26 protein-coding genes are annotated in these 26,852 nt (G+C 73.0%); 18 read left to right on the forward strand and 8 right to left on the reverse strand.

The features are described from left to right. Positions 1–64: 64 nt before the first annotated feature. Positions 65–1,063, reverse strand: coding sequence for a hypothetical protein (locus tag VF746_26965; GenBank protein HEX8696087.1), 999 nt, complete (start codon positions 1,061–1,063; stop codon positions 65–67). A gap of 447 nt (positions 1,064–1,510) precedes the next feature. Between VF746_26965 and VF746_26970 the strand changes: the two genes are divergently transcribed. Further along, positions 1,511–2,509 (forward strand): DUF5677 domain-containing protein, encoded by a 999-nt coding sequence (locus tag VF746_26970; protein HEX8696088.1) that lies wholly within the window; start codon positions 1,511–1,513, stop codon positions 2,507–2,509. A gap of 6 nt (positions 2,510–2,515) precedes the next feature. After that, a complete protein-coding gene (locus VF746_26975; protein ID HEX8696089.1) occupies positions 2,516–3,790 on the forward strand; it encodes an RtcB family protein in 1,275 nt (424 codons plus the stop codon). A 187-nt stretch (positions 3,791–3,977) separates the two neighbouring features. Here VF746_26975 and VF746_26980 read toward each other — a convergent pair whose 3' ends face one another. The 3 genes from VF746_26980 to VF746_26990 all read right to left on the reverse strand — a co-directional run bounded on the left by VF746_26980 (position 3,978) and on the right by VF746_26990 (position 5,678). Beyond that, the gene (locus tag VF746_26980; protein ID HEX8696090.1) at positions 3,978–4,547 is read right to left on the reverse strand and encodes an RNA polymerase sigma factor; all 570 of its coding nucleotides are present in this window, start codon (positions 4,545–4,547) and stop codon (positions 3,978–3,980) included. 8 nt (positions 4,548–4,555) lie between these two features. Next, on the reverse strand, positions 4,556–4,849 hold the full coding sequence (locus VF746_26985; protein HEX8696091.1) for a hypothetical protein: 294 nt from the start codon (positions 4,847–4,849) through the stop codon (positions 4,556–4,558). A 355-nt stretch (positions 4,850–5,204) separates the two neighbouring features. Then, on the reverse strand, positions 5,205–5,678 hold the full coding sequence (locus VF746_26990) for a hypothetical protein (GenBank protein HEX8696092.1): 474 nt from the start codon (positions 5,676–5,678) through the stop codon (positions 5,205–5,207). Between the two features lie 231 nt (positions 5,679–5,909). Between VF746_26990 and VF746_26995 the strand changes: the two genes are divergently transcribed. From VF746_26995 to VF746_27025, 7 genes are all read left to right on the forward strand, one after another. Then, the gene (locus VF746_26995; protein ID HEX8696093.1) at positions 5,910–6,836 is read left to right on the forward strand and encodes a hypothetical protein; all 927 of its coding nucleotides are present in this window, start codon (positions 5,910–5,912) and stop codon (positions 6,834–6,836) included. Between the two features lie 176 nt (positions 6,837–7,012). Continuing rightward, a complete protein-coding gene (locus VF746_27000) occupies positions 7,013–9,511 on the forward strand; it encodes a TonB-dependent receptor (GenBank protein HEX8696094.1) in 2,499 nt (832 codons plus the stop codon). A 3-nt stretch (positions 9,512–9,514) separates the two neighbouring features. Continuing rightward, positions 9,515–10,009 (forward strand): sigma-70 family RNA polymerase sigma factor, encoded by a 495-nt coding sequence (locus tag VF746_27005; GenBank protein HEX8696095.1) that lies wholly within the window; start codon positions 9,515–9,517, stop codon positions 10,007–10,009. Then, entirely contained in the window at positions 10,006–10,776 is a 771-nt protein-coding gene (locus tag VF746_27010; protein HEX8696096.1) for a hypothetical protein, read from the forward strand. The genes VF746_27005 and VF746_27010 overlap by 4 nt, the downstream gene beginning before the upstream one ends. 462 nt (positions 10,777–11,238) lie before the next feature. Next, a complete protein-coding gene (locus VF746_27015; GenBank protein ID HEX8696097.1) occupies positions 11,239–12,660 on the forward strand; it encodes a 3' terminal RNA ribose 2'-O-methyltransferase Hen1 in 1,422 nt (473 codons plus the stop codon). Next, positions 12,657–14,288, forward strand: a complete 1,632-nt coding sequence (locus tag VF746_27020; GenBank protein HEX8696098.1) for a hypothetical protein — start codon at positions 12,657–12,659, stop codon at positions 14,286–14,288. The genes VF746_27015 and VF746_27020 overlap by 4 nt, the downstream gene beginning before the upstream one ends. 167 nt (positions 14,289–14,455) lie before the next feature. Then, positions 14,456–17,065 (forward strand): polynucleotide kinase-phosphatase, encoded by a 2,610-nt coding sequence (locus tag VF746_27025; GenBank protein HEX8696099.1) that lies wholly within the window; start codon positions 14,456–14,458, stop codon positions 17,063–17,065. Positions 17,066–17,101: 36 nt separating this feature from the next. Here VF746_27025 and VF746_27030 read toward each other — a convergent pair whose 3' ends face one another. From VF746_27030 to VF746_27040, 3 genes are read right to left on the reverse strand one after another with little or no spacing between them, the layout of a single operon-like run. After that, on the reverse strand, positions 17,102–18,025 hold the full coding sequence (locus VF746_27030) for a helix-turn-helix transcriptional regulator (GenBank protein HEX8696100.1): 924 nt from the start codon (positions 18,023–18,025) through the stop codon (positions 17,102–17,104). Between the two features lie 13 nt (positions 18,026–18,038). Next, a complete protein-coding gene (locus tag VF746_27035) occupies positions 18,039–18,305 on the reverse strand; it encodes a DUF4160 domain-containing protein (protein ID HEX8696101.1) in 267 nt (88 codons plus the stop codon). A gap of 21 nt (positions 18,306–18,326) precedes the next feature. Beyond that, positions 18,327–18,548 (reverse strand): DUF2188 domain-containing protein, encoded by a 222-nt coding sequence (locus VF746_27040; protein ID HEX8696102.1) that lies wholly within the window; start codon positions 18,546–18,548, stop codon positions 18,327–18,329. Positions 18,549–18,852: 304 nt separating this feature from the next. Here VF746_27040 and VF746_27045 point away from each other — a divergent pair, with 304 nt between their 5' ends. The 4 genes from VF746_27045 (at position 18,853) to VF746_27060 (ending at position 21,942) form a co-directional block, all read left to right on the forward strand. Then, a complete protein-coding gene (locus tag VF746_27045; GenBank protein ID HEX8696103.1) occupies positions 18,853–19,017 on the forward strand; it encodes an SEC-C metal-binding domain-containing protein in 165 nt (54 codons plus the stop codon). Positions 19,018–19,293: 276 nt separating this feature from the next. Then, positions 19,294–20,247 carry a hypothetical protein gene (locus VF746_27050; GenBank protein ID HEX8696104.1) on the forward strand — a complete coding sequence of 318 codons (954 nt, stop codon included), beginning with the start codon at positions 19,294–19,296 and terminating at the stop codon, positions 20,245–20,247. 218 nt (positions 20,248–20,465) lie between these two features. Beyond that, entirely contained in the window at positions 20,466–21,089 is a 624-nt protein-coding gene (locus tag VF746_27055) for a zinc ribbon domain-containing protein (GenBank protein ID HEX8696105.1), read from the forward strand. A 115-nt stretch (positions 21,090–21,204) separates the two neighbouring features. Continuing rightward, entirely contained in the window at positions 21,205–21,942 is a 738-nt protein-coding gene (locus VF746_27060; protein ID HEX8696106.1) for a phytanoyl-CoA dioxygenase family protein, read from the forward strand. 86 nt (positions 21,943–22,028) lie between these two features. Here VF746_27060 and VF746_27065 read toward each other — a convergent pair whose 3' ends face one another. Beyond that, a complete protein-coding gene (locus VF746_27065) occupies positions 22,029–22,304 on the reverse strand; it encodes a GlsB/YeaQ/YmgE family stress response membrane protein (GenBank protein ID HEX8696107.1) in 276 nt (91 codons plus the stop codon). An 85-nt stretch (positions 22,305–22,389) separates the two neighbouring features. Here VF746_27065 and VF746_27070 point away from each other — a divergent pair, with 85 nt between their 5' ends. The 5 genes from VF746_27070 (at position 22,390) to VF746_27090 (ending at position 26,713) form a co-directional block, all read left to right on the forward strand. Next, entirely contained in the window at positions 22,390–22,791 is a 402-nt protein-coding gene (locus VF746_27070) for a hypothetical protein (protein HEX8696108.1), read from the forward strand. Positions 22,792–22,804: 13 nt separating this feature from the next. Continuing rightward, a complete protein-coding gene (locus VF746_27075; GenBank protein HEX8696109.1) occupies positions 22,805–23,164 on the forward strand; it encodes a hypothetical protein in 360 nt (119 codons plus the stop codon). A 242-nt stretch (positions 23,165–23,406) separates the two neighbouring features. Beyond that, positions 23,407–23,901, forward strand: a complete 495-nt coding sequence (locus VF746_27080; protein HEX8696110.1) for a low molecular weight protein-tyrosine-phosphatase — start codon at positions 23,407–23,409, stop codon at positions 23,899–23,901. After that, on the forward strand, positions 23,901–24,782 hold the full coding sequence (locus tag VF746_27085) for a fructosamine kinase family protein (protein ID HEX8696111.1): 882 nt from the start codon (positions 23,901–23,903) through the stop codon (positions 24,780–24,782). The genes VF746_27080 and VF746_27085 overlap by 1 nt, the downstream gene beginning before the upstream one ends. A gap of 359 nt (positions 24,783–25,141) precedes the next feature. Further along, positions 25,142–26,713 carry a phospholipase D-like domain-containing protein gene (locus VF746_27090; GenBank protein ID HEX8696112.1) on the forward strand — a complete coding sequence of 524 codons (1,572 nt, stop codon included), beginning with the start codon at positions 25,142–25,144 and terminating at the stop codon, positions 26,711–26,713. Positions 26,714–26,852 lie beyond the last annotated feature (139 nt).

The raw sequence follows: 26,852 nt of genomic DNA on the forward strand, positions 1-26,852 counted from the left end.
GGCGAGCAGCAGCCGCGGGGCGGCGCGCGCCCGCGCAGGCGCGCGCCGCCGCGCGGGCGGGAGGTTACCGGATCCCCATGCCCGAGCGCATGAAGAAGTAGCCGCAGAAGTCGCGGTAGCCGCCACGGTTCGCCGTCTCCGGGTTGGTGATCACCACGCCGCTGTTGTCGGTGTTCTTCGCGGCCGTCTGGCCGGGCTTGTGCCCCCAGAAGCCCTCGGCCGACTTGCGGTACCAGTGGTAGTCCACGCCGGGCCAGATCACCATGGCCGTGTACCAGCGCGGCTCCTGCCCCGCCGCCACGCAGTTGGGCGACTGCTGGGCCCCGTCGGCCAGGGCGCCGTTGGTCACGTCGGCGCAGCGCATGCGCGTGGCCTGCTGCCCCGCCGCGCGCCCCGGCTGCGCGAAGGTGTCGGTGCGCCGGTTGCTCGCGTAGTTGTAGCAGTTGTTGTTGGTGATGACACCCGAGGCGTTCCAGAAGTTGGGGTTGAACGTCGCCACCTCGATCTGGCACGACCCCTGGGTGAGGGTGCTGTACGACGAGGCGTCGGTGCCGAGCACCGGCGCCGGGTTGAGCGCCTGGATCCCGCCCGTGGCGTCGGTCGTGGCGGTGTCGCCCGAGACGGTGGCCGTCTCGGTCGAGGCGTTGGTGGAGCGGGTGGCCGTGCCCGAGTCCGCGTCGGCTTCGAGGCTCTCGCGGATGAGCCCGGGCAGGTCCAGCGCCTCCAGGGGCGCCAGCCCCTCCGGGAGCTCCTCCTCCGGCCCGGCCACGCCGTGCGGGGTGCCCAGGCGGCCCAGCAGGCGGATGGCCAGCTCGGCGCCGCGCCGGTCGTCGCCCGAGACGCGCACCAGGCCCGGAGCGACGCCCAGGCCGCGCACGGCGTCGCCGCTGAGCCCTTCCAGCAGCAGGCCGCGGAAGCCCAGCTTGCCGCTGCCGGACTCGGGGCCGCCCACCAGGTCGCGGGCGGAGCCGAGCTCGCGGAGCAGGCTCTGCGCCTCGTCGTCGTCCAGCTCCCACACGGGGTTCGGACGGCCGGAGAAGATGTCGAGGATTACGCGTGCCATCGTTTCCTCCTTGCTTTCGAAGCTCGTGGTTTCGATAGCCGGGAGGAAGGCGGGGGGCGCCTCCCCCCCGGGTGATTCCCCGGGTCGCCCGCAACGGGCGAAGGGTGAGGCGCCCCGGGCGGGGCGGCGGCGGAACGGGACGAGGGGCTCGGCCGGGGGACGGCCCATCCGGTGCGTCGCGCCGGCCGCGGGGAAGGCGGGCGGCCGCGCGGAGGCCTCTGTGCACCGGGTGCTCTCGTCCCGGGATCCCGCCGGCCGCGCCGCCCGGTTCTGGCGACGGGTCGCTGTGGGCTGACCCGGGAACCTAAGTTTATCCGAATGGAACCCGTAGGTCAATATACCGTCGCAAAAAGATTGCATGTGGACGCCCACGACGCCGTGGACGGCTGGGAATGCGGATTAAGGTTGCAACTTCGTACGCGGACCACGACTCAGTCAGGAGGCAGAATGACCAACCCGCTGAATCCGCTGACGCCCCCGGATGCTCCACTGGGAGCACATCCGCTAGTGCTGGACCGTCTCGGAGTGGCGCGGGAGGTTCAGAGATACTTCGGCCAGAGCCTGGATGTACTCAAAGAGCTAATCGATTATGCCACAAACTTGGAAGTGAGAATTCATGGGATGGGAGTGGGAGAGACGGATCGGGTTGTAGCCGTCGGAGTGCTATTCCATCGAATAATCGCACTTTTAGATGCGACTGAACTGCTGCTCCGAGCCGGTCAGGTCTACAGTGCGCGGATCCAAACGCGTGCCTTGATAGAGGCAAGCTGGAATTTGGAGTGGATGCTGAAAGCCGACGTAAGCCGGCGCGCGTGTCAGTACTACGTGTTGGACCTTCGGAACAGAGTAGCGGAACTGGAGCGGTTTATTCCAGGCACCGCGTCAAATAAGGAATTTGAAAAGGTCATCGAGAGCGCGAAGTATCTCGATGCGAAGAACATCTTCTCAATGACACCCGAAGATCTGGCGGCGATACGGAAGAGTCGGGACGACATACTTCAGCGCATTGAAGAAGTATCGGAATTCAAGGCGATTAGCATAGAGATCGACAAGCGCAAGAAACTCGTTGGTTTAAAGTGGTTCCAATTGTTTGGTGGTCCCAATGAGACGCGAGATCTCGCAATAAAGCTGAGTCATCTACATGAGTATGAGGTGTTTTTCAGACTAGATTCGAACGCAGTACACGGCACGTGGGTGCAGGACCATATCTCTATTAAGAATGAGATCGCACGAGCGGTCCCAATCCGTAGTCTCAGGGAGTTCGTCCGAGTAGGAGACGTAGCTTGGGATGTAGGTTTTCGCACTACAGAGCAGGTGATCAGGCATTTTCGTGAAGGGGAAATGCTTGCATTCGTACGGCAGTTCGTCCCTAACGGGAAGCTACGATGGAATCCTCCAGAGGTGGAGGTCGACATCGAGGCAGTCGTACCGTATCGCAACGGATAACGAGAGATGCGAATCTTCGGGCAGCACGATGAGAACACGCTACGGCAGCTCCACGACGTGGCGAGCCGCGCCGAGCGCGCCGCGCTGATGGCGGACGGGCACGTCGGCTTCACGATGCCGATCGGCGGGGTGGCGGCGTACCGGGGCCGGGTGTCGGTGGTGGGCGTGGGCTTCGACATCGCCTGCGGGAACGCGGCGATCCGCACGGACCTGTCGGTCGAGGACGTGACGAAGGGGCTCACGCTGGACGAGGTGCGGCGCAACCCGCACCGGCTCACGCAGGACCGGCGGCTGATCCGGCTGGCCGACGAGATCGCGTCCACGGTGTCGTTCGGGCTGGGGCGGAGGAACCTGGCCGACGACGCGCCGGTGGACGATCCGCTCTTCCAGGACCCGGCGTGGTACGCCATCCCCAACACCGGCGGCGACCGCGACACGCTGCGCGACAAGGCGCGCCGCCAGCTCGGCACCGTGGGGAGCGGCAACCACTACGTGGACGTCTTCGCCGACGAGGCGGGCGCCGTGTGGGTGGGGGTGCACTTCGGCAGCCGCGGCTTCGGGCACACCGTGGCGTCGGACTTCCTGTCGCTGTCGCAGGGCGGCGGCTGGGGGCAGCGCGCCCGCGAGAAGGAGGTGCTGCTCGAGCTGGAGCAGCCGATCGGGCACGACTACTGGCACCTGATGGAGCTGGCCGGGCGCTACGCCTACGCCGGGCGCGAGTGGGTGGCGCGCAAGGTGGTGGAGCTGATGGGCGGTTCGGAGCTGGAGCTGGTGCACAACCACCACAACTTCGCCTGGAAGGAGACGCACCTCTCGCCCGAGGGCGAGCCGGTGGAGTACGTGGTGGTCCGCAAGGGCGCCACGCCGGCCTTCCCCGGGCAGAAGGGCTTCGTCGGCGGCTCGATGGGCGACGACGCGGTGATCGTGGAGGGCGCGGCCGCGCTGGAGGGCAGCGAGGTGGCCCAGGTGCAGCGCGAGGCGCTCTTCTCCACGGTGCATGGCGCGGGGCGGGTGATGAGCCGCACCGAGGCCGCGGGGAAGCGCACCCGCCGCGGCGAGGTGAAGAAGCGGGGGAAGATCGACCCGCGCATGGTGGAGGAGTGGCTGCAGAAGAAGGGAGTGGTGCTGCGCGGCGGCGGCCTGGACGAGGCGCCGCAGGTCTACCGGCGCCTGACGAAGGTGCTGGACGCGCAGGGCCCCACCATCGAGGTGAAGCACGTCCTCCACCCGCTGGTCGTGGTGATGGCCGGCGCCGGCGAGATCGATCCGTACAAGGATTGATCCGCCGGCTCCGGCCGCCGGATTCTCCGGTCGATGTTCATTGCGAATCCGACCCGGCGATCGATCCTGGTCTCGACGCGGTGTGTTGCGTAGGGGCGAGCATGCGAGTCCGAACACAGGCGGCCCCGGCGCAGGAGGCCGCTTGCCGCGCGTGGGCCGGCATCGCCGGTCGAGGCAGGCCTCGCCCCTACGGATCGGGCGCGCGCAGGAGGCGGCGCAGGGCGGCGAGGCCGTACGCCAGGCGGGACTTGACGGTGCCGGGCGGGAGGTCGAGCACGGCGCCGGTCTCGTCGAGGGTGAGGCCGTCGAGGTAGTGCAGCGCCAGCACGGCGCGGCTGGCGGGGGAGACGTGCTCCAGCAGCGCAGGGAGCCGCTCCAGCAGGCCGTCGGAGGCGAGCGGCTCCACGGAGTCGGCGGGGAGGTCGGGCGGCAGCTCCTCGTGCGTGCGCTCGCGCTCGCGGGAGTCCCGCAGGGCGCGGAAGATCTCGCGGGCGGCGATGCGGCGCGCCCACGCTCCGAAGGCGCGGGGCTCGCGCAGCGTACCCAGCTTGCGGTAGACGAGCACGAGGACCTCCTGGAGCACGTCGCTCCGGAGGTCCTCGTCCGGGATCATGACGGCGGCGTACGGGCGCAGCTCGGCCTCGGCGTGGCCCAGCAGGGCCTCCAGCGCGGCGCGGTCGCCGGCCTGCGCGCGGAGCACCAGCCAGGGCACCTCGCGCGGGTCGCGCCGCCCCGCCGCCGCCGTCCCGGACACCATCGGCGGTCCTATCTCGCCAGCCGCTCGTCGAGGAGCTGGATGGCGTGCAGGAGCCGCGCGTTGGCGGCGCTCGCCCGCGCGCCCAGGGCCAGCAGCCCCAGGGCGAGCGTGGTGTAGGTGAGGATCGCGAGCACCAGCATCAGCAGGTGGGTGCGCTCCGAGAAGTCCATCAGCAGCAGCGCGGCCGCCAGGCAGACGGCCTCGACGAGCGCGGCGGCGTAGACCGCCAGCCGGGCCGAGCGGTCGCGGCGATCGGCCTCGGCGAGCGCGGTGCGCACCAGGGCGGAGGAGTCGGCGGACATGGGTCGCTCCGGGTTGGGAGTCGGGTGCGATTCGGTCACGAGTGCAGCAGCTTCAAGACGACGCCGGCGGCCATGACGGCCGCTTCGACGATGGCGAAGATGATGATCGCGCGCTTCTGGATGGTGCCGAGGTCGGGGTTGCTCATCGTGCGGTCCTCGTGAGGGTGATGCGGGCCGCGGCGCTCGCGGCCCGCATGGATCAGGAGGCGCGGGGCGGGCCAGGTGTTCGAATCGGAGGAAAAGATGCGTCCCTCCCCCGGCGGGCCGGGAGAGGGACGCGGGGCGGGACGGGGGAGGACTTCCGTCGCGCGCCGTCAGAATCGGGCGGGCTCGCGCATTGGTGGGGGCGCCGGCGCTACGGCACCCGCGTGAGGACGAAGGTGCCCATGGTGTCGACGAGGATCTCCTCGGAGGGGTGCCGGGACCAGTAGCTCTCGACGTGTCCCTCGATCCGGTCCGGATGCACCTCGCCGAAGCTGTGGTAGTTCCCCGCGATGGAGAAGTGGACGCGGCCGTCCTCCACCTCGCCGTCGACCACGAGCAGGTTGGGCCCGTTGGGGAGCGTGATGGGCTCGCGCCCCTCCTGCCAGCAGGTCACATGCTCCTCGTTCAGGCGGGTGATCCCGCGCAGCTTGTCGTCGGTGTGCGTCACGTCGAAGACGTACTCCACGTTGCAGGACACGTCGTCGGAGAGGCCGTGCTGCACCAGGCCGAGGGCCTGGTAACGCCAGGTGCCGGTGAGCAGGCCGTCGGCGCCGGTGGAGGCCTGGTCGCACGCGGCCAGGGCGAGCAGCCCGGCCAGTGCGGCGATGGAGAGGGTGGTGCGCATCGGTGTGCCTCGTGGGTGTGGAGTGGCTCGGTGGCGGTGCGGGGCTCCGGAACCCGTGCCGCGGCGGCTCGTCCGCAGCGGCGGCCGGAAGACGATGCCCCAGCCGGGCCGTTTCTGACGCGGGCGGCCGGCGCCGCGGCGGCGCTCCCGGGAAGGGACCGCCGCGCGCCGGGACTCCATGTGTTTGGCCGCAGCAAGCTACCTTGTCACACTCGACCCGGGAACCTCCGCATGCCGCTCGTCCCACGCCGCCGTGCCGCCGCGCTCGCCCTCCTCGTGCTGGCCGTTGCGCCGGCCGCCCTCCCCGCGCAGTGCGGCGTCTGCGACGAGCACGAGCCGCGGCTGCGCGGCGAGGCGGTGACGCTCCTCTCCAACGCGCTCCTGGGCGGGGTGACGGTGGGGGTGCGGCGGGCGCTGGCCGGCGGCTCGTTCGGCGACGCCTTCGCGGCGGGGGCGGCGGGGGGCGCGCTGACGTACGCGGGGAAGCGGATCGCGGTGGAGGGGTTCGCGGGCGCGGGGCTGCTGGGGCGCGAGGTGGCGGCGGTGGGCTCGTCGGTCTCGCGCAACGCCGCCGACGGACGCGCGCCCCTGGAGACGGTGATGCTCCCCGCGGGCCCGGTGCGCCTGTACCTGGGCGGGGGCGCGCCGGTGCGCGCCAGGCTGGACCTGGCTGCGGTGGCCGCCGCCGCGTACACCTCGCTGCAGCCCGGCGCCCGCCTGGACGCGGGCGAGAGCCTGTCGTCGGGCGCGCTGGTGTTCCGGCGCGAGGGGGCGCCCGACGAGGTGGGGTTCAACGGGATGCAGCTGGCCGGGGTGGTGCAGGTGCGCTGGAGCGCCGACACCCTCGGCGGGCCGCCCGACGACTTCCAGGAGCAGCTGGACCGCATCGCCCGGCACGAGCGGGTGCACGTGCTCCAGTACGACCAGGGCTTCCTCCTCTGGGCCGCTCCCGCCGAGGAGGCGCTCCTGTCGCGGGCCGGCTGGACGCGCGGGGTGCACCGGTGGGTGGACCTGGGGCTCCACCTCCCCGTGCAGGCCGGCCTGAGCGCCGCGCTTCCGTACGAGGCGCGGCCGTGGGAGCTGGAGGCGTACTTCCTCTCCCGCACCCGCGCCGCCCCCGGCGCCGACGCCTGGGGCGCCATCACCCGGCAGGAATGAACGGAAGGGCCTCTCACGGAGGACCCGGAGGAACAGCGGATCGGATGAAGTTCTCTGTGTTCTCCGTGTCCTCTGCGAGAGCCAGATCTCCTGGACATTCGTCAGAACTCCGGCCGTCCGCGCATCGTGAAGTGCGCGACGGAGGCATCGCCGGACAGAACTCCCATGCAAGCGACGTGAAGCCGTCTTTCTCCGTTTTCCCCGTCCTCGCGACGCTCGTCGTCCTGATCGCTCTCCTTCCCCTGCCGGCGGCGGGGCAGGCGGGCGTGGTGTCGGGCACCATCGTCGACGCGGAGAGCGCGGCGCCGCTGGCCGACGCGTCGGTCACGCTGGAGCCGCGCGATGCCGGGGCGCTCCCGGCGGGCGGCCGGGCGGGCGAGGGGCCGCTGCGCGCCGCGCGCACCGGGCGCACCGACGCGGCCGGGCGCTACTACTTCGGCGCCGTGGCCGAGGGCGAGTACCGGCTGCTGGTGCGGCGCATCGGCTACCGCCCCGCCACGGTGGAGATCGCGCTGCGCGGCCCCGCCGAGTCGCGCCTGTCGGTGGGGCTCACCGTGCAGCCGGTGGCGCTGGAGCCCGTGCGCGCCGGCGCCCCGGCCCGCGCGGCCAACCCGTACGCGGGCGGCGGGGGCGGCGCGGAGGGCGCCGGCGCGCGCCGGGTGGAGGTGGAGCGGATGCGGCAGCGCGAGCACCTGGCGCCCGATGTGCGCGCCGTCACCCGCGCCGACGTGGAGGAGGGGGTCACCCTGGCCGAGACCGACCTCTTCCGCGCCCTGCAGCGCCTTCCCGGCGTGGGCGCGCGCGACGACTACAGCGCCGAGCTCCTCACCCGCGGCGCGCCGTGGGACCACACGCGCGTCTACTGGGACGGCGTGCCGCTCTACCACCCCGTGCACACGCTGGGGATCTTCTCGGGGGTGAACGCCGACGCGGTGGGCGGCGTCTTCCTCCACCCCGGCGCGCAGCCCGTCTCCTCGGGCGGCGGCGCGGCGGCCACGCTCGACGTGCGCTCGCGCCGCGGGGGAACCGCGGGTGCGCGCGCCGGCTCGGCCGAGTTGTCGATGGCGTCGCTGCGCGTGGCGGCCGACGGGGAGACGGACGACGGGCGGCACGCGTGGATGCTGGCGGCGCGGCAGAGCCACGTGGCCTGGCTCACCCGGCGGATGGAGGACCGCACCCGCGACAAGGACTTCTGGGCCACCAGCCGCTTCGCCGACGTGGCGGGGCGCTACGACCTGCGCCTGGGCGGCGGCGGCGCCCTGGAGGCGAGCGCGCTCTGGCAGCGCGACGTGGTGAGCGACGGCCCCGACGGCGACTGGCTGGGCGGCACCCGCCCGCGCTGGGGGAGCCTGGCCGCCCGCGCGACCCTGCGCGCGCCGCTCGGCCCCTGGCGCGCCGAGCTGGCGGCCGGGACCAGCCGCTTCGACGCCGACGTGCGCGAGCGCGAGGACGCGGCCCGGCTGCGGGGGACGCTGCTGTCGTGGCCCACCCTGTTCAGCTCGGGGAGCCGGGTGCGCCACCTGGCGCTGGAGGGGCGCCTGGAGCCGCCGGCGGCGGGGGCCCAGCCGCCGGTGTGGCGCGCGGGCGCGGGGGCGGTGCGGCAGTCGGTGGCGTTCCACGGCCCGCCCGCCTACCCGCTGGACCTGTCGCTCCCGCCCGCCACGGTGCGGCTGGAGGAGGCGCTCGCGTACGGCTTCGCGTGGGCCGAGGGGCGCTGGGACGCCCCCGGCGCCCGGCTGGGGGTGGAGGCGGGGGTGCGGGTGGAGGGGGGCGAGCCCGTCCGCGGCGGCGGCGCGCTGCGCTGGGCCCCGCGGGCGGCCGTGCGGCTGCGCGCAGGTGCGGGGCTCACCTTCTCGGCGGCGGCGGGGCGGAGCTGGCAGTACGTGCAGGCGGGCCCGCAGCTCGGCGAGCAGGCCGTCACCCAGCACCTGTGGATGCTGGCGGGCGACTCGGTCCCGGCGCTCGTCTCCGACGTGGCCACGGTGGGCGCCGAGGCGTGGCTGGGAGGCGCGTGGCTGGCCTCGGTGGCGGCGTACGAGCGGCGCTCGGCGGGGCTTACGGTGACCGACCCGCGCCCGGGCGAGGTGGTGGGGCGCCCGCTCTACGCCGAGGGGAGCCTGCGGGCGGAAGGGGTGGAGCTCTCGGTGCGCCGGCTGGCGGGGCGGTGGACGGGCTCGGCCTCGTACTCGTGGGGCGTCTCCACGACGCGGGCGGCGGGGCTCGAGTACGCGGGCGAGGGCGACCAGCGCCACGCGCTGGACCTGGCGGTGCGCGGGCGGCTGGGCGGCGGCTGGAAGGCCGGGGCGGCGTTCACGGCGGCGTCGGGGCCCGCCTTCACCCGCTTCTACGGCGGGAGCGCGCACTGCGTGGAGAGCGGGCGCTGCACGTGGGCGGAACTGCCGCGGGCGGGCGAGCCGGGGACGCTCCGGGCGCCGGCGTACGCCTCGCTGGACCTGGACGCGGAGTGGAGCCGCGACTTCGGCGGCTGGCGGCTGGCGGCGTTCCTCCAGGTGCACAACGCGCTCGCCCGCAGCAATCCCGCGCGCTACAACCACAGCGTGCACTACGCGCGCTGCGGGGTGGGCGTCCCCGACCCGGCGGGCGGGTGCGTGGACGACGTGTGGAGCCGGGGGCTTCCCCTGCTCCCGGTGCTGGGGCTGCGCGCGGCGTTCTAGCGGATGGACGCCGGCCGCCTGTTCGCGGAGCACCACGCCTCGCTCTTCCGCTACCTGTCGCGACTCACGGGCGACCCCGACCTGGCGGAGGACGCGGCGCAGGAGGCGTTCGCGCGGCTGGTGGAGCGGCCGCCCCCGGCCGAGCACGCGCGGGCGTGGCTCTTCCGGGTGGGGACCAACGCGGCGCGGATGTCGGCGCGCACGGGGACCAGGCGGCGGCGCCTGCTGGAGGCGGCTCCCGGGCGGGCGCCGGTGGGAGATGCGCCGAGGGCCCCCGACGACGCGGCGGAGCTGGCGGAGCTGAGGGACCGGGTGCGGCGCGCGCTGGGCGCGCTCCCCGAGCGCGACCGGGTGGTGCTGCTGATGCGCGAGGAGGGGTTCACGCACCGCGAGATCGCCGCGGCGGTGGGGACCACCACGGGGTCGGTGGGGACGATGGTGGCGCGGGCGCTGGCCCGGCTCGCGCCCGTGCTGCGACTGGACGAGGAGGAGCCATGACGGCCGCACCGCTGACCGGCGCCCACCCCGACGACGGGGTGCTGCTGCGCCTGCTGGACGGCGAGGAGGACGCGCCCGGCGCCGGGGAGCACGTGGCTGCCTGCGCCGCCTGCCGCGAGCGCCTGGACGCGCTGCGCCGCCGGGGCGCCCGCCTGGCCGCCGTCCTGGCGCGCGCCGATTTCCCCGTGCCGGACTCCGCCCCCGCGGTTCCTTCCCCGGACGCGAGGGTGATCCCGCTGCGGCGCCCCGAGCGGTCCGCGGCGATGCGGCCGTGGCTGCGCGCGGCGGCGGTCGTGGCGCTGCTCCTGGGGATCGGGGTGCTGGCGACGCCGGCGCGGGCGCGGGTGGCGGCGTGGGTCTCGGAGCGCTGGGGCGAGGTGTTCGGGCGCCAGGCCGGGGCCCCGGCGCCGGCGCCGCCGTCCGCGCCCGCTCCCGCCCCGGCGGCGGCGCCCGCCGCGGCGAGCGTGCGCTTCGTGCCGGCGGGGAGCACCTTCACGGTGGAGGTGGAGCACGCGCAGGGGGCGGGCGGGCTCACGCTGGTGCGGGTGGCAGGTGAGAACGCCACCGCCGAGGTGGCGGCCGGCGAGGCCGAGCTCCTCGTGCTCCCCGCGGGGCTCCGCATCCGCAATGCGGCGGGCTCGGCGGCGGAGTACCGGGTGGGCGTCCCGGCCGGCGTGCGGCGCGTGACCGTTCGGGTGGCGGGAGGAAGGACGACGACGGTCGAGGCGTCGCGGATCGGCGCGGAGGGGAGGCGGATCGGGCTGTAGCGGACGAGAGTCCCGCGAGCCCGGAGCCCGCTCCCCGACCGGCCGGGGGCGGGCTCCTCCGCGTTTGTGCGTCCCGGCGATGCATGCCAGGTTGTCGCGACCGCGCCGTCTCCGATCGGCGCGAGGTGTTCCGTAGGGGCGAGCCTGCGAGTCCGAAGACGGCCGGCCCCGGCGCGAGAGGCCGCCTCCGGCGCAGGTGCCTGCACCTGCCGGGCGAGGCAGGCCTTGCCCCTACGGTTGTTCAGGTCCGCCAGGGACCCGCGTGAGGGATGCGCGCCCGGAGGGCCGGGACCGTGGCGGCCGGGCAGTTTCGGCCGACGCGGGCCCGGCGCGGTTGGGCAGCGTCGTTTGCTGCCTTACCGCGCGCGCAGCCCGGCCCGGAGCGCAGCGGAGGGACACGCCCGAAACCGCAGTGCGAAGTCCTGAGTGCGAAGTGCGAAGTGCCGACGACGAGAGAGGAAGATGCTGCTGACCATCCGCACCACGCACCGTCCGGCGACGGACCTGGGCTACCTGCTGGGGAAGAACCCGGCGCGCGCGCAGAGCTTCGAGCTGGCGTTCGGGCACGCGCACGTCTTCTACCCGGAGGCGACGGACGAGGCGTGCACGGCGGCGCTGCTGCTGGACGTGGATCCCATCGGCCTGGTGCGCGGGCGCGGCTCAGGCGAGGGCGCGATCGACCAGTACGTGAACGACCGGCCGTACGTGGCGTCGTCCTTCCTGTCGGTGGCGATCTCGCGCGTGCTGAGGAGCGCGCTGGCGGGGACGAGCCGCGAGCGGCCGGAACTGGCCCAGGCGCCGATCCCGCTGGAGGCGAAGATCGCCGTGCTCCCCTGCCGCGGGGGCGAGGACTTCCTGCGGCGCCTGTTCGAGCCGCTGGGCTACACCGTCCGCGCCGAGCCGCACCCGCTGGACGAGGGCCAGCCGGAGTGGGGCGGGAGCCGCTACTCCACGGTGACGCTCTCGGGCGTGGCGCGGCTGTGCGACCTGCTGGCGCACGTGTACGTGCTGGTGCCGGTGCTCGACGGGCGGAAGCACTACTTCGTGGGCGACGACGAGGTGGCCAAGCTGCTGCGCCACGGCGAGGGGTGGCTGGCCGCGCACCCGGAGCGCGAGGCGATCGCCCGGCGCTACCTGAAGCACCGGCACTCGCTGGTGCGCGAGGCCATCGCCCGGCTGGTGGAGCAGGCGGAGCCGGACGACGGGGAGGAGGCTCCGGAGGCGGCGCGCGACGCGGAGGAGGCCGTCGTCGAGCGCACGCTGAGCCTCAACGAGCAGCGGCTGGCGGCGGTGCTGGCGGCGCTCCAGGCGAGCGGCGCCCGGCGCGTGCTGGACCTGGGGTGCGGCGAGGGCCGCCTGCTGCGCATGCTGCTGGGCGACCCGCGGTTCGCCCAGGTGGTGGGGGTGGACGTGTCGCACCGGGCGCTGGAGATCGCGGCGGACCGGCTGCGGCTGGACCGGCTGCCGGAGCGGGCGCGCGAGCGCGTGAAGCTGCTGCACGGCTCGCTCATGTACCGCGACCGGCGGCTGGAGGGCTTCGACGCGGCGGCCGTGGTGGAGGTCGTCGAGCACCTGGACCCGCCGCGGCTGGCGGCGTTCGAGCGCGTGCTGTGGGAGCGGGCGCGGCCGGGCACGATCGTGCTCACCACGCCCAACGCCGAGTACAACGTGCGCTGGCCCTCGCTCCCGGCGGGGAAGTTCCGCCACCGCGACCACCGCTTCGAGTGGACGCGCTCCGAGCTCCGGGCGTGGGCCGAGGGCGTGGCGGGCCGCTTCGGCTACGCGGTGCGCTTCCTCCCCGTGGGTCCCGACGACCCGGAGGTGGGCCCGCCCACGCAGATGGCGGTCTTCACCCGGGGCGACGGGGGAGGGACGGACGGATGAGCTTCGGCGCGTGGGTGGAGGGGCTGCGGCGCTGGGTTCGCGACGTGGTCGAGGCGCCGCCGGCACCGCCGGCGCCTCGGGACGTCGTGGTGAAGGGGGAGCCCGTGGACTGGTTCACGCCGGCTCCGGCCGGGGACCGGGCGCTCGGCCTCGTCGACCTGCTGGAGGGGGCCGGGCCGGGCGCAGGAGCGGGCGCGGCGGCGGCGGCGTGGGAGATCCGCGCCACGCTCGCCACGCTCCCCCGCCGCGAGCTGGCGCGGGTGGACGAGGAGGTGCGCCGCGCGCTCCGCCACTGGCCGCGCGACCGGCTGGACTGGCTCACGCGGCCCGCCTGGGTCCGGTGGGAGTACCCCACCGCGGCGGCGCCGTGGGTGCTGGGGCTGATCAGCTTCCACCCGTCCGGCTTCACGCGCGAGGTCGCCGTGCGGCGGCTGGCGGAGCTCACGGGCGGAGACGAGCTCCCCTTCCTGCTGCTGCGCGCGAACGACTGGGTGGAGCCGGTGCGCCGCCACGCGGCAGGGGCCGTGCGGGCGCGCCTGGTGCCGGAGAACGCCGCGCTCTTAGTCCGCGAGCTGCCGCTGGTGCTGCGGCTGCGGGAGAGCGGGCGCGGCGGCCACGCCCCGCTGGTCGAGGCCGTGCTGGCGCTGCTCGGGACGCCGGACGCGCGCCCCGCCCTCCTCGCCGGGCTGGATTCCGGCGACGCGCCGGTGCGGCGCGCCTGCTTCCAGGTGCTCGCCGGGGCGGGGGAGGGGCTGCGCGAGGTGGTGCAGCTGGGGCTGCGGAGCGCGGACCCGGTGGTGCGGCGGCGGGCGGCGTGCGAGGCGCCGCGGCTGGACGACGCGGCGCTCGCGGAGCTCGTCCCGGCGATGATGCGCGACGGCTCGGCCGCGGTCCGCCTGGAGGCGGCGCTGCTGGCGCGGCGGATCGGGGCCGACGGAGAGCGGTGGCTGCGCGAGGCCGCCTTCGACCGCAACGCCACGGTGCGCGCGGCCGGGCGGGCGGCCCTGTCGCCCGGCAGCCCGAAGGACTTCGCCGGGGAGTACCGCGCGGTGCTGGAGTCGGTCGGCGGCCCGCGGGTGGGCGCCCTCCTGGGCCTGGGCGAGACGGGGGGCGGGCTGCGGGACGCGGTGCTGGTCGCGGGCTTCCGGGGGGACTGGATCACCCGCGTGCGCGAGGCGGCGGTGGAGGCCCTGGCGCGGCTGGAGCGCGCCGACCTCGTCTCGCTGCTGGCGCCGCTGCTGGGGGACCCGAGCCGGCGCGTGTCGCGGGCGGCGCGGGTGGCGCTGGAGCGGCACGCTGCGGCGGTGGACGAGGGCCTGCTGGCCGAGCTCTTCGCGGCGGACCGCCCGGCGCACGTCCGCTGCAGCGCTCTGGCCCTGCTGGCGCGCCGGACCAAGTGGGAGGCGCTCCCCTGGATCCTGCGCGCCCTGGCCGACGCCGACCCGGCGGTGGCCGCCGACGCCCGCGCCTGGCTCGGCCGCTGGCGCGCGCGCTTCAACCGCTCGTTCGTGGCGCCCGCGCCCGACCAGCTCGCGCGCGCCGCCGCCGCCCTGCGCGACGCCGGCGGCAGCGTGGACGGCGAGACGAGAGACTGGCTGCGGACGGTGCTCCCCGGGGACACGGCTTGACGCTCCGCGGCCCGCGCCCGGAGCAACCGCGCGAGGCCGCCATCCGCGCCGACCCTTTCCCTCGCGCCGAAGGAGCCTGCGAAGGCAGGCTTTTCGCCGTTGTTGCTGCGCCTTCAGGCGCCCTCGAGCAGCCGGAAGCCCGAGATGAATCGAATCTCGACCGATAGATGACCGACCCCATCGTTCAGCCGATCCGGCCCGCGCCGCCCGCCCGCGCCCCCGCCGGGCCGCGCACCCTCACCATCCCCGACCTGTCGCTGGTGGTGCTGGTGGGCGTGTCCGGCTGCGGGAAGTCGACCTTCGCGCGCAGGCACTTCCTGCCGACCGAGGTGCTCTCGTCCGACTGGTTCCGCGCGCTGGTCTCCGACGACGAGACCGACCAGTCGGCCACCACCGACGCCTTCGACGCGCTGCACTTCGTCGCCCGCCGGCGGCTGAAGCGCGGGCGGCTCACGGTGATCGACGCCACCAACGTGCAGTCCGCCGCCCGCAAGCCGCTGGTGGCGCTGGCGAAGGAGCACCACGTCCACGCCGTCGCCATCGTGCTCGACATCTCCGAGCGCGTCTGCTCCGAGCGCAACCGCTCGCGCGCCGACCGCCAGGTGCCGGGCCACGTCATCCCCCAGCAGCACGCGCAGCTGCGCCGCTCCCTGCGCGACCTGCGGCGCGAGGGCTTCCGCCACGTCTTCGTCCTCGAATCTCCCGACGAGGTCGACCAGGCGGTCGTCGTCCGCGAGCCGCTGTGGACCGACCGCCGCGGCGACCCCGGCCCCTTCGACGTCATCGGCGACGTGCACGGGTGCGCGGACGAGCTGGAGGAGCTGCTGGACCGCCTCGGCTACGTCCCGGGCGAGGACGGCGTGCGGCGCCACCCGGAAGGCCGCAAGGCCGTTTTCCTGGGCGACCTGGTGGACCGCGGCCCGCGCGTGGCCGACGTGCTGAAGATCGCGATGCCGATGGTCGAGGCGGGAGCGGCGCTCGCCGTCCCCGGCAACCACGACGTCAAGCTGGTGAAGGCGCTGCGCGGCCGGAACGTGCAGGTCCGGCACGGGCTGCAGACCTCGCTCGACGACCTGGCGCGCGAGACGCCCGAGTTCCGCGAGCGGGTGGCCGCCTTCCTGGACGGGCTGGTGAGCCACTACGTGCTGGACGGCGGCCGGCTCGTCGTCGCCCACGCGGGGATGAAGGAGGAGCTGCAGGGGCGCGCCTCGGGCCGCGTGCGCGAGTTCGCCCTCTACGGCGACACCACGGGCGAGACCGACGAGCTCGGGCTGCCGGTCCGCAACGACTGGGCGGCCGAGTACCGGGGCCAGGCGGCGGTGGTCTACGGCCACACCGTGGTTCCCCGCGCCGAGTGGCTGAACCGGACGATCAACATCGACACCGGCTGCGTCTTCGGCGGGAGCCTGACGGCGCTGCGCTGGCCCGAGCGCGAGCTGGTGTCCGTCCCCGCGCGGCAGGTCTACGCGGAGCCGGCGCGGCCCTTCCTCCCCGAGCCCGGCGCGGAGGCGGTGGCGAGCGCCCAGCACGCCCACGACGAGCTGCTGGACCTGGAGGACGTGGCGGGGAAGCGCATCGTCGAGACGCGGCTGCTGCGCACGGTCACCATCCGCGAAGAGAACGCGGCGGCCGCGCTGGAGGTGATGAGCCGCTTCGCCGCCGACCCCCGGTGGCTCGTCTACCTCCCGCCGACCATGTCGCCCTCGGAGACCAGCCGGCGCGAGGGGCTGCTGGAGCACCCGGCCGAGGCGCTCGACCATTACCGCCGCGAGGGCGTGGCGAAGGTGGTGTGCGAGGAGAAGCACATGGGCTCGCGCGCCGTGGTGGTGGCCTGCCGCGACGAGGCGGCGGCCCGGCGGCGCTTCGGGGTCGACGGCGAGGCGGGGATCGTCTACACCTGCACCGGCCGCCGCTTCTTCGACGACCCGGCGCTGGAGGCCGGGGCGCTGGCGGTGCTGCGCGGCGCGCTGGCGGCGTCCGGCTTCTGGGAGACGATGGAGACGGACTGGGTGGTGCTGGACTGCGAGCTGATGCCCTGGTCGGCCAAGGCGCAGGAGCTGATCCGCGGCCAGTACGCCGCCGTGGGCGCCGCCGCCCGCGGCGCGCTCTCCGAGGCCACGGCGGCGCTCCGCGCGGCCGCCGAGTCGGGCGTCGACGTGGGCCCCCTGCTGGCGCGCTACACCGACCGCGAGCGGCTGGTGGAGCGGTACGCGGCCGCCTACCGCCGCTACTGCTGGCCGGTGGCCTCGCTCGACGACCTGCGCCTGGCGCCGTTCCACGTGCTGGCCACCGAGGGAGCCGTCCACGTGGACCGCGACCACCTGTGGCACCTGGAGACGATCGCGAAGGTGCGCGGCGCGGCCGGGCGGCTGCTGTATCCGACCGAGTACCGCGTGGTGGACCTGGACGACCCGGCGGGCGAGGAGGAGGCGACCGCCTGGTGGGAGGAGATGACGGAGCGGGGCGGGGAGGGGATGGTGGTGAAGCCGCTCGGCTTCGTGGCGCACGGCCGCCGCGGCCTGGCGCAGCCGGCGGTGAAGTGCCGCGGCCGCGAGTACCTGCGCATCATCTACGGCCCGGAGTACACGCTGCCGGAGAACCTGGAGCGCCTGCGCAGGCGCGGGCTGGGCGCCAAGCGCTCGCTGGCCCTGCGCGAGTTCGCGCTCGGCGTCGAGGGCCTGGAGCGCTTCGCCCGCGGCGAGCCCCTGCGCCGCGTGCACGAGTGCGTCTTCGGCGTCCTGGCGCTGGAGTCGGAGCCGGTCGATCCGCGGCTGTGAGGGGAGGGCGTAAGAGGATCTCGGAGACCGAGGATCTCACGCATTCCTTCCGCCGAGAACTGCTGCTTCAGGGCCGCCGGACGTTCCTGGTGCCGCGTTCTTTGTCCGCTTCGCCTCCGCCGGCGCCGTTTCCTGTGCGCTGCGCAACTGACCGGCGCGGCGTGCGACTTCGTTCAGCAGATCGCCGAGCGGCATCGCGAACGCCTCGGCGAACTTCCGCGCAGTGTCGGCGCGAAGCCGTGAGATCCCGTCTTCGATGCGCCGCACCTGCCGTTCGCTCAGGCCGCGGATGTCGCTCTGTCTCACCCGTTTCTCTTCGCGAATCGACCGCAGTGCCGCCCCGGTGTGGTCATTGGAGTACCGCTCGATCTCAATCTCGGCCAGGTACATCGGGTCGACCGCCTGCAGGAGTTGGGAGACCCCCATATGGAGGTCGCCGGCGGGCCAGTGTAGATACGAGCCGTCCTCGTCGATCTCGAACTCACGCGCCGCCACGTCCCCCAGCGCGTCGAGGCCAGGCACCCGGTCCAGTGGAAACGAGCGGAGGACGAAGTCCCCGGTCACCACGTCGAGAGTGTTCCCGACGATATAAGCGTCCACGATCCCGAGGAACGGATCCCGCCGGGAGAGCGAGATGATCAGCCGACGGATTGCCCCCGGGTCGCGTGTTGCATGGATACGATCGTCAGCCCGGCGGAGTCCGAGCAATTCGGGAAGACGGATGATCGCTGGCTCCGGCACATCGATGATGATCAGAAAGCGGGTATCCGGTCGTGAATGCCACCGGGGCAGTGCGGTCCCGTTCCCGAGGATCAACTCGGACGCGTACGCAACCACCAGAGGAGCCGCCATTTCATCAGGAGGTAACGAGCCGGCAAGCGTCTTCACCAGCCTGCGCAAGCGTGCAGGCAGTTCGGCTTCGTTCAAAACCTTCTCAGAAAAGTGAAGGAGCGCGGGCATGCGATGACGGCGGTCAGGGATCCTGTTCCTGGACTTTGGCGTCCCACTCTTCGAAGAGCTTCTGACGGTTTTCGGCAACCTCTTCGAGAAAGCGCCTCAGCTTCTTCCCCGGGATTTCATGGACCTGCCACAGGACGTCGTACCACGGCGGCTCTTCACCGAAGAACACGCGGATCTCCCACTCGCCCGCAGACTTGACGTGGAAGTGCGGCTCTCGGTGGTCCTTTGGCCAGAACCAGCACTTGCATCCGGGCCAGCTTACGCAGTCGACACGGCCCATCCGGGAGACGCTCCGGGCAGATCAGCCTTTGGGGGGATGCGGATCGTTCCCGTAGCTGCTCTTCTCCCGGATTCTGCCATCGCGGCCGTGGATCACCAATTCCGAGCCATACTTCCTGGCGATCTCACGCGCGGCCTTGATCGCTTCATCCTGGGTGCCGTGCACACTCGTGTTCGTCCTCGCGCCTGGCTCACGAACAGCCCACTTTCCCTGCTGCGGCACGACGTGCTGGTTCTTGCTCATCAGTCCAATCGGGGTGCAGATACACTTACCGGACACATACAGTAGAATAAAGTACGAGCGATGTCCGGTCAACGCGCGAGAGTCGCCGCCGCGTCGCGCCGAACTCCGCCACGTCTACTGACCGATCCTACCAGATTCGGAGGCCGATCCCGGCCTCCTCCCCGTCCGGGGTGCCGGACACCAGCTTCTCGAGTGGAGGGTGAGACGATAGGCGAGAAGAAGAACCGCGGGCAGCTCCACCTCGACGCGCCGTCCTTTTGAGCGCACCAGCAAGCGGCGCAAGGGCTTCCCGTCCGAGACGCGGGTGAAGCGCGGAGTGCGCGTCGTCCACGGCGACAAGGAGCTGGTCGAGAAGCTCGGGCGCAACGACCTGTGCCCCTGCGGCTCCGGGCGCCGCTTTCAAGAAGTGCTGCATGCCGTCGAAGCGCTTTCGACGGCGCCCCCCGCCAGCACTACTTTCAGGGAGTGAGATGCGGCGGCGCACCCCGCTCGGGTGCGCTGCTCTTCTTTTCACCTCTTTCTAATCCTCCCCGCCGAACGCGAGGCCCCGCGCCGGGTCTCACGAAGTCACGCTCCCCTTCCTCGTGATCGCCGAGCGCTGGATCCGGCCCCAAACGGGCGCGCCGGGTCGCCGTGCTTTCGCGCCGCGCGCGACGGCACTACCTTGTCCATCTTCTTCGCCAGCCTGGGAAATGGAGGTCTTCATGGCCGCAGCGCACACGGCGCGGTATCGCGTGCCGGCATCATGAGCGGCGTTCAGTTCGACGCGGGGGCGCAGGAGCACCTCCCCTTCGTGCTGGGGATCGTCGGCGACTCGGGGAGCGGCAAGCACACCGTGGCCGAGGGCGTGGGCGCCCTGCTGGGCCCGGACCGCGTCTCGACGCTGGAGCTGGACGACTACCACCGCTACACCCGCGCCGAGCGGGCCGAGCTGGGGCTGACGTCGCTCAACCCGACGGTGCACAACCTGTCGCTGATGCAGGAGCACCTGCAGCTCTTCCGGCGCGGGCGGCCGGTGCGCATGCGGCGCTACGACCACTCCGACGGCACCTTCGGCCCCATCCGCACCGTCGAGCCCAATGAGGTGGTGATCGCGCGCGGGCTGCTGGGCTTCCCCAGCGACGAGCTGCGCGCGGCGTACGACCTGGCCGTCTTCCTCCAGCCCGAGCCCGAGCTGCTCTTCCGCTGGAAGCTGCGCCGCGACGTGAAGACGCGCGGCTACACCGAGGCCGAGGTCCTCAAGTTCATCGCCCAGCACCTCCTCGACTCCAAGCAGTACGTCCTCCCGCAGGCCGAGCGCGCCGACCTGGTGGTGTGCTACGAGATCCCCGAGTGGGACTCCCCCGACTCGGAGGTGCGCGCCACGCTGACGCTGCGCCGCGCCGCCGCCGAGGCCGTGCGCGGCAACGGGGTCTGCGAGCGCTTCGGCGGGCAGGTGTGCTCCGACGAGGAGGGCGAGGGCGTGCTGGTGGTGCGCGTCCCCCACGACCTGCCGGCCGAGGCGGTCGACGACTGGGCGGCCGAGCGCTTCCCCGACACCTTCGTGCCGGGACAGACCGGGCGCATCATGCAGGACGACGGCAGCGACGGCCGGCTGGTGCCGCTCGCCTTCACCCAGGTGCTGATCGCCGACCTGGCCCAGAAGCTCCGCCGCCGCGCCGGCGCCGCCCACGAAGCCCCGGTGCGCGCCGCCGTCTGAGCGGAGTGCGGAGTGCGAAGTCCTGAGTCCTGAGTGCTCTCGCACCGCCGGGTGAGCCGAAGCGGGCGCCGTCGCGAACGATGGCGCCCGCGAGCGTTCGGCCTCCCGTCCGGCGACGGTTGTTCCCGCCGCGCCCGGTATTTATCTTTCCGGTCCGCAGCCGTCTGCCGCTTCCGCACGCCCGTCCCTCGTCCCCCGCCTTTCCCGAGGTTTCCCTGATGAGCGAGATCCAGTTCTCGGACAACTACAACGACCTGTCCACCGACCAGGGGTTCCAGTTCGAGTTCTACTGCGAGCACTGCCACGACTCGTGGCGGTCGCCGTTCGACCGCTACGCGGCGGGGACGGCCGAGAGCGTGCTGGGGGCGGCGGAGGGGCTGTTCGGCGGGTTCTTCGGCACGGCGCGCAACGCCATCAGCCAGGTGCGCGGCGCCGGCTGGTCCAAGGCGCGCGACGCGGCGCTGCGCAAGGCGGTGGAGCAGGCGAAGGAGCACTTCCACCGCTGCCCGCGCTGCGCCAACCACATGTGCGACAACTGCTGGAACGAGGACGAGGGCACCTGCATCTCCTGCGTGCCGCGGCTCGACCCCGAGCTGGCCGCCATCCGCCGCGAGGCCAAGCTGAACCGCGCGCGCGAGGTGGCGTACGCCAGCGCCGAGGTCTCGCAGGCCGACCTGCAGGAGCGGGTGGTGAGCTGCCGCGACTGCGGCGCGCCCGTGGGCCGCGGCAAGTTCTGCCCGGAGTGCGGCACGCCCACCTCGCTCAACCGCACCTGCTCCGGCTGCTCGGCCGAGGTGCCGTCGTCGGCCAAGTTCTGTCCGGAGTGCGGCGCGAAGGCGTGAGTCCTGGGTGCTAAGTGCTAAGTCCTGAGTCCTTAGTGGCTTAGTCCTTAGTGCTTAGTCCTTGGTGGCCCGCTTCCGAGCTTCACCTGGCTCCTGGATCACGCTGACGCGGCCCATGGACGACGCGCGGGACAGGCTCGGCGAGCTGGAGGAGAGGGGGTACTGCGTGCTTCCCCGGCGCTTCGCGCGGCCGCTCGTCGACGCCTGCCGGACGGCGGTGTGGCCCGTGCTGCTCGCGCACGTCGAGCGGCACGAGCCGAACCGGGGAGCGAACCGCCACTTCTTCCCGATGCCGTTCGAGGCGCCCTGCTTCGCGCCGGACTTCTTCTTCGACGACACGGTCCTGGGCATCGTCCGGGGCGCGATGGACGACCGCGTCGTCGCCGACCAGTGGGGATGCGACGTGCCGCTCCAGGGCTCGGGCTACCAGGGCGTGCACGCGGACTACGCCAGGCCCCTGTTCGGCGAGGCACCCGACCTCTCCCTGCCTCCGTACATGCTGGTGGTCAGCTTCGGCCTGTCGCGGATCACGAGGGAGAACGGCCCGATCGAGATCGCGCCCGGCACCCACCGGCTGCCGCGCGCCGAAGCGATGCGCGCGGTCGAAGCGGGCGAGATCCAGCTGCGGCCCGTCGTGCTGGAGGTCGGGGACGTGCTGATCCGGCATCCCTGGGCGCTGCACCGCGGCACGCCGAACACGACCCCGGTCCCCCGGGCGCTGGTGACGATCCGCTACGTGCGGCGCTGGTACGCCGACGACAGCCGCGAGGTGAGCGCCATCCCCCGCGCGGTCTGGGACGCGCTGACCGCCGAGCAGCAGCGCGTCATGCGCTTTCCCGTCGCGAACGCATAGTCCTTAGTGTTTTAGTCCTTAGTCCTGAGTCTGCTCTCGCGTTCAGCACTAAAGCACTAAGGACTCAGGACTAAGGACTAAGGACTTCAAAGCCTTCGCCTTCGCGTGGCGCCCATCAGCAGCCGCAGGATCAGCAGCAGCACCACGGCGCCGATGAAGGCCACCAGGATCTGCCCGGCGATGCCGCTGATCCCCGCCGAGATGCCGAGCGCGCCGAAGAGCCAGCCGCCGATGAAGGCGCCGACGATGCCGACGATGATGTCGCCGATGAGGCCGTAGCCGATGCCGCCCACCACCATCGAGGCGAGGGCGCCGGCCACCAGCCCCACCAGCAGCCAGATCAGGATTTCCGTAAGTCCCATGGGACTCCGCCGGTAGAAGGTTGGAACGATCCCCGGCACGCGTATGGGCAACGCGCGTGCCCTCACCGCGAGAGGACGGCGAGCGATGAGCATGGACGAGCAGGTTCCCGGCGACGCGAACCCGGGCGCGGGCGGCACCGCGGGCGGGGTGGGGATGTTCGTCTTCGGCCTGGGGCTGGCCACGGCGGGGGCGTACATGCTCACCAGCCGGGTGATGGTGCATACCGGCGGCTGGCGGCTGTGGGGCTACAACGCCTTCGGCCTCTCGCTGGTGCCGCTCCTGATGGGGATCGGGCTGCTGGCCTTCAACGGCCGCTCCATCGCCGGGCGGCTGCTCACCTTCATGGGCCTGGTGATCATCTTCGCCGGGATCATCCTGAACCTCGACATCTACTTCCAGACCACCAGCCTCTTCGAGACGCTGATGATGCTGGGGATGCTCGCCGTCGGCGTCGGCCTCATCGCCCGCGCCATCCGGCCGATGTAGAACGGGTGACCCAATGACCCCGACCACGCTCGAACCCGACCACGTCGTCTACCTCCTGGAGCGCGACGTCTCCCACACCCTCGGAGATGGCTTCCACGAGGACGTGCTCTCAATTGCCGAGAACACGCGCTCGATCGCGCTGAGCGACGAGGCGGTGGAGGCGGACGGCCTCGAGAAGGCCCAGCGATACTTCGGCCAGATGGTCGTCGACGACTTCCAGCAGTACGTCCAGGACACGTTCGTCGATACGACGTGGCCCGCCTGCCCGCGGCACCCGAACCATCCGCTGGACTACGATCACGAGACCGGCGCCTGGTGCTGCCCTCGCGACGGAGCGGCGATCTTCCCGCTGGGGGAGCTGCGGCGTTCGTAAAGTCCGGGTATGATGATCATCCCAGGAGGACGCCGGGCGCGCCACAGCGGCGCGCCCGGCGCTCTCCTTTTCCCCCTTGCATCGCTCCGCCCGCCGGGTATGATCCTCGCCACCCGGGCGCTGTCATCCCGAGGGGAGCGGTAGCGACCCGAGGGATCTACTCCGCCTCCGCTGGTGGGTCGCTCTTCGCGTAGGAGCCCGACGAGCGCCGGCCCAGCATCGCATGAGCCGCAACGACCGACATGGCTGCGACGGAACCGACGCGCGTGCTCTTCGTCTGCCTGGGCAACATCTGCCGCTCGCCGCTGGCGGAGGCGGTCTTCCGGCACGAGGTGGAGAAGCGCGGGCTGGCGGAGTCGTTCGAGATCGACTCGGCGGGGACGTCGGGGTGGCACATCGGCGAGCCGCCCGACCGCCGGAGCACCGAGACCGCGCGCCGCCGCGGCGTGGAGCTGACGGGGAAGAGCCGCAAGGTCGCCCCCGACGACCTGCGCCGCTTCGACTACGTGGTGGCGATGGACACCGACAACCTGGAAGTCGTCCGCTCGCTCCAGGCCGCCACGCGCGGCACGGCGAAGGTGCACCTGCTGCGCGAGTTCGAGCCCGCCGCCGACGCGCTGGACGTGCCCGACCCCTACTACGGCGGCCCGCGCGGATTCGAGGACGTGCACGACATCGTCGAGCGCGCCTGCGCCGGGCTGCTGGACCACATCCTGGCCGAGCGCGGGGGCCGCTGATGCTCCCGGACGCCGTCCGCCGGGAGGTCGAGGCGCGCCTCGGCGCCGTCCGCTCGGCCGAGCCCGTGGGCGGCGGGTGCATCAACGAGACGCTCCGGATCGACACGGAGCGCGGCCCCGCCTTCCTCAAGCACCACGGCAGCGCCCCCGCGCGCTTCTTCACCGCCGAGGCGGAGGGCCTCGCCGCGCTCGCCGCCGCCGCGGGAGACGAGGTGCGCGTCCCCGCCGTCCTCGCCGTCTCGGACGACAGGGCCCCCGGGCCGGCGTGGATCGCGCTCGAATGGCTGGAGCCCGCCCCCCGCGCCGCGGACTTCGCCGAGCGCCTGGGCCGCGGCCTGGCGGCGATCCACCGCGCGCGGACGGGCCGGTGGGGGTGGGACGCGCCCAACTTCATCGGCTCGCTCCCGCAGGAGAACCCCGCCGCACCCACCTGGGCCGACTTCTGGCGCGACCACCGCCTGACGCCGCAGCTGGACCTGGCGCGCTTCAAGGGCCGCGTCCCCGCCACCCCGCCCGAGTGGGAGCGCCTCTTCGACCGCCTCCCCGAGCTGCTGGCCCCGGCGGAGGAAGACGGCCCCTCGCTGCTGCACGGCGACCTGTGGGGCGGGAACGTGCTCTCCGCCGGCGGCGCCCCCGCGCTCATCGACCCCGCCGTCTACCGTGGCCACCGCGAGGCCGACCTGGCGATGAGCGAGCTGTTCGGCGGCTTCGACGCCCGCTTCTACGCCGCGTACGAAGAGGCCTGGCCGCTCCTCCCCGGCTACCGCGACGTCCGCCGCGGCATCTACCAGCTCTACTACCTGCTGGTGCACGTCAACCTCTTCGGCGGCGGCTACGTCTCCCAGACCGCCGAGACCCTGCGCCGCGTGCTGGCGGCGTAGAAGACCCCTCTGCGCTCCCACCGGCATCGGCACGGCCGCGGGTGGGCGCGCCCCCTCCCCGGTCCTCCCCCGCTTCGCGGGAGAGGGAGAACAACGCTCATGGCCCGGATCCGTGCGAGTGGCCGCCGCACGCGCGGATCCCGGCGTGGGAGTCCGCGCAGGCGGACTTCGTGTGGTTGTTGCCGCGAATTCCATTCGCCCGATCCACCCGCGCCGGGCGCTCTTCCTTCCGCCCCCCGCCGCACGCTCCTATCATTCCCACAGCACGCCGGTGGCCGGGTGTTTGCGCCCGGCCCCGGCCGAACGCGGTTTTACGCACTCACGCACTCACGCACTTACGCACTTTTCTCCCGGAACGCGTGAGCGACCCGATCCGCGAAGCGAGCCTCCCCGCGCCCCTGCCGGCTCTCCCCGACGAGCCGCGCGCGCTCCGGGCCCCGGGGCACCCCGCGGCCATGCGCACGCTGGTGCGCTACGCCGAGCGGGCCATGGTGCGCGCCTCCGACGCCCTCCAGGTGCGCGGCAACACCGCGCGCCTGCTGGTGGACGGCAGCCGCGCCTTCCCCGCGTGGCTCGAGGCCATCGGCCGCGCCGAGCGCTGGGTGCACCTGGAGAACTACATCCTCCGCCCCGACAAGACGGGGCGCCTCTTCCGCGACGCGCTCTGCGAGAAGGCGCGCGAAGGCGTCCCCGTCCGGCTCCTCTACGACTGGTTCGGCTGCTGGGCCACCCCGCGGCGCTTCTTCCGGCCGCTGAAGGAAGCCGGCGTCGACGTGCGCGCCTTCGCCCCGCCGCAGCTGCAGAACCCGCTCTCGTTCCTGCGCCGCGACCACCGCAAGGTGCTGGCGATCGACGGCGAGTACGCCTCGGTGACCGGGATGTGCATCGGCGACGAGTGGGCGGGCGACCCCGAGCTCGGCATCCTCCCCTGGCGCGACACCGGCGTCGACTTCCGCGGCCCCGTCGTCGCCGTGCTGGACCGCGCCTTCGCCCGCACCTGGGAGGCCGCCGGCGCCCCGCTCCCCCCCGACGAGATCCCCGACCCCGCGCAGGTCGAGCGCGTGGGCGACGTGGGCGTGCGCGTGGTGGAGGGCGAGCCGGGGAAGAGCCGCATCTACCGCCTCTCGCAGTTCGTGGCCGTGGGCGTCGAGCGGCGCTTCTGGATCACCGACCCCTACTTCGTCCTCCCCCCCGCCATGGCCGAGGCGCTCGCCGCCGCCGCCCGCGACGGCGTCGACGTGCGCGTGCTGGTCCCCGCCTACAACAACTGGCCGATCGTGGGCGGCATGTCGCGCGCCGGGTACCGCCCGCTCCTGGAGGCCGGGGTGCGCATCTTCGAGTGGGAGGGGCCCATGATCCACGCCAAGACCGCCGTGGCCGACGGCCTCTGGGCGCGGGTGGGCTCCACCAACATGAACCTGGCCTCGCTGATGGGGAACTGGGAGATGGACGTGGCGGTGACCGACCGCGACTTCGCCGCCGCCATGGAAGACCTCTTCCTGGACGACCTGGCCAGCGCCGTGGAGATCAGCCTGGTGCGCACCCGCGTGGCCGGCGGGCTCGGCTTCCGCGAGCGGCGCGCCGTGGAGCGGCTGGTGCTGGAGCACCCCGACGACCGCGCCAAACCCGGCCGCGCCGAGGCCCGCGAGGCGCGGCGCCGCTCCTACCGCGGCAGCGAGGTGGGGCGCACCGTGGGCCGCCTGGCCCGCGCCGGCTCCGTGCTGGTGCGCGCCCTGGTCGGCGAGCGGATGATCGGGCGCGAGGACACCGGCTGGATCGCCGCCCTGGCCGTCCTCCTCTTCGGCTTCGCCGCGCTCGGCATCTTCCTCCCGCGGCTGCTCGCCTGGCCCGCCGCCTTCTTCCTCTTCTGGCTGGCCGTGGCCGCCCTGGTACGCCTCTGGACCCAGCGCCGCCCCCCCGGCGCCCCGTAGCGGAAATCGTTAGGAATCCCTGAAAATCACCCCCGGTGGTTGTGTAACCCTTTGTTCCCCATTATCTTGGGAAGCACAAAGGGCAAATGAGCAGCGTTCATCCGCGGTCGTTGCCCTCCCCGTGTCTCCAGATCCCAGG

The organism is Longimicrobium sp. (assembly GCA_036389795.1).
In the GTDB taxonomy this organism is placed as follows: Bacteria; Gemmatimonadota; Gemmatimonadetes; order Longimicrobiales; family Longimicrobiaceae; genus Longimicrobium.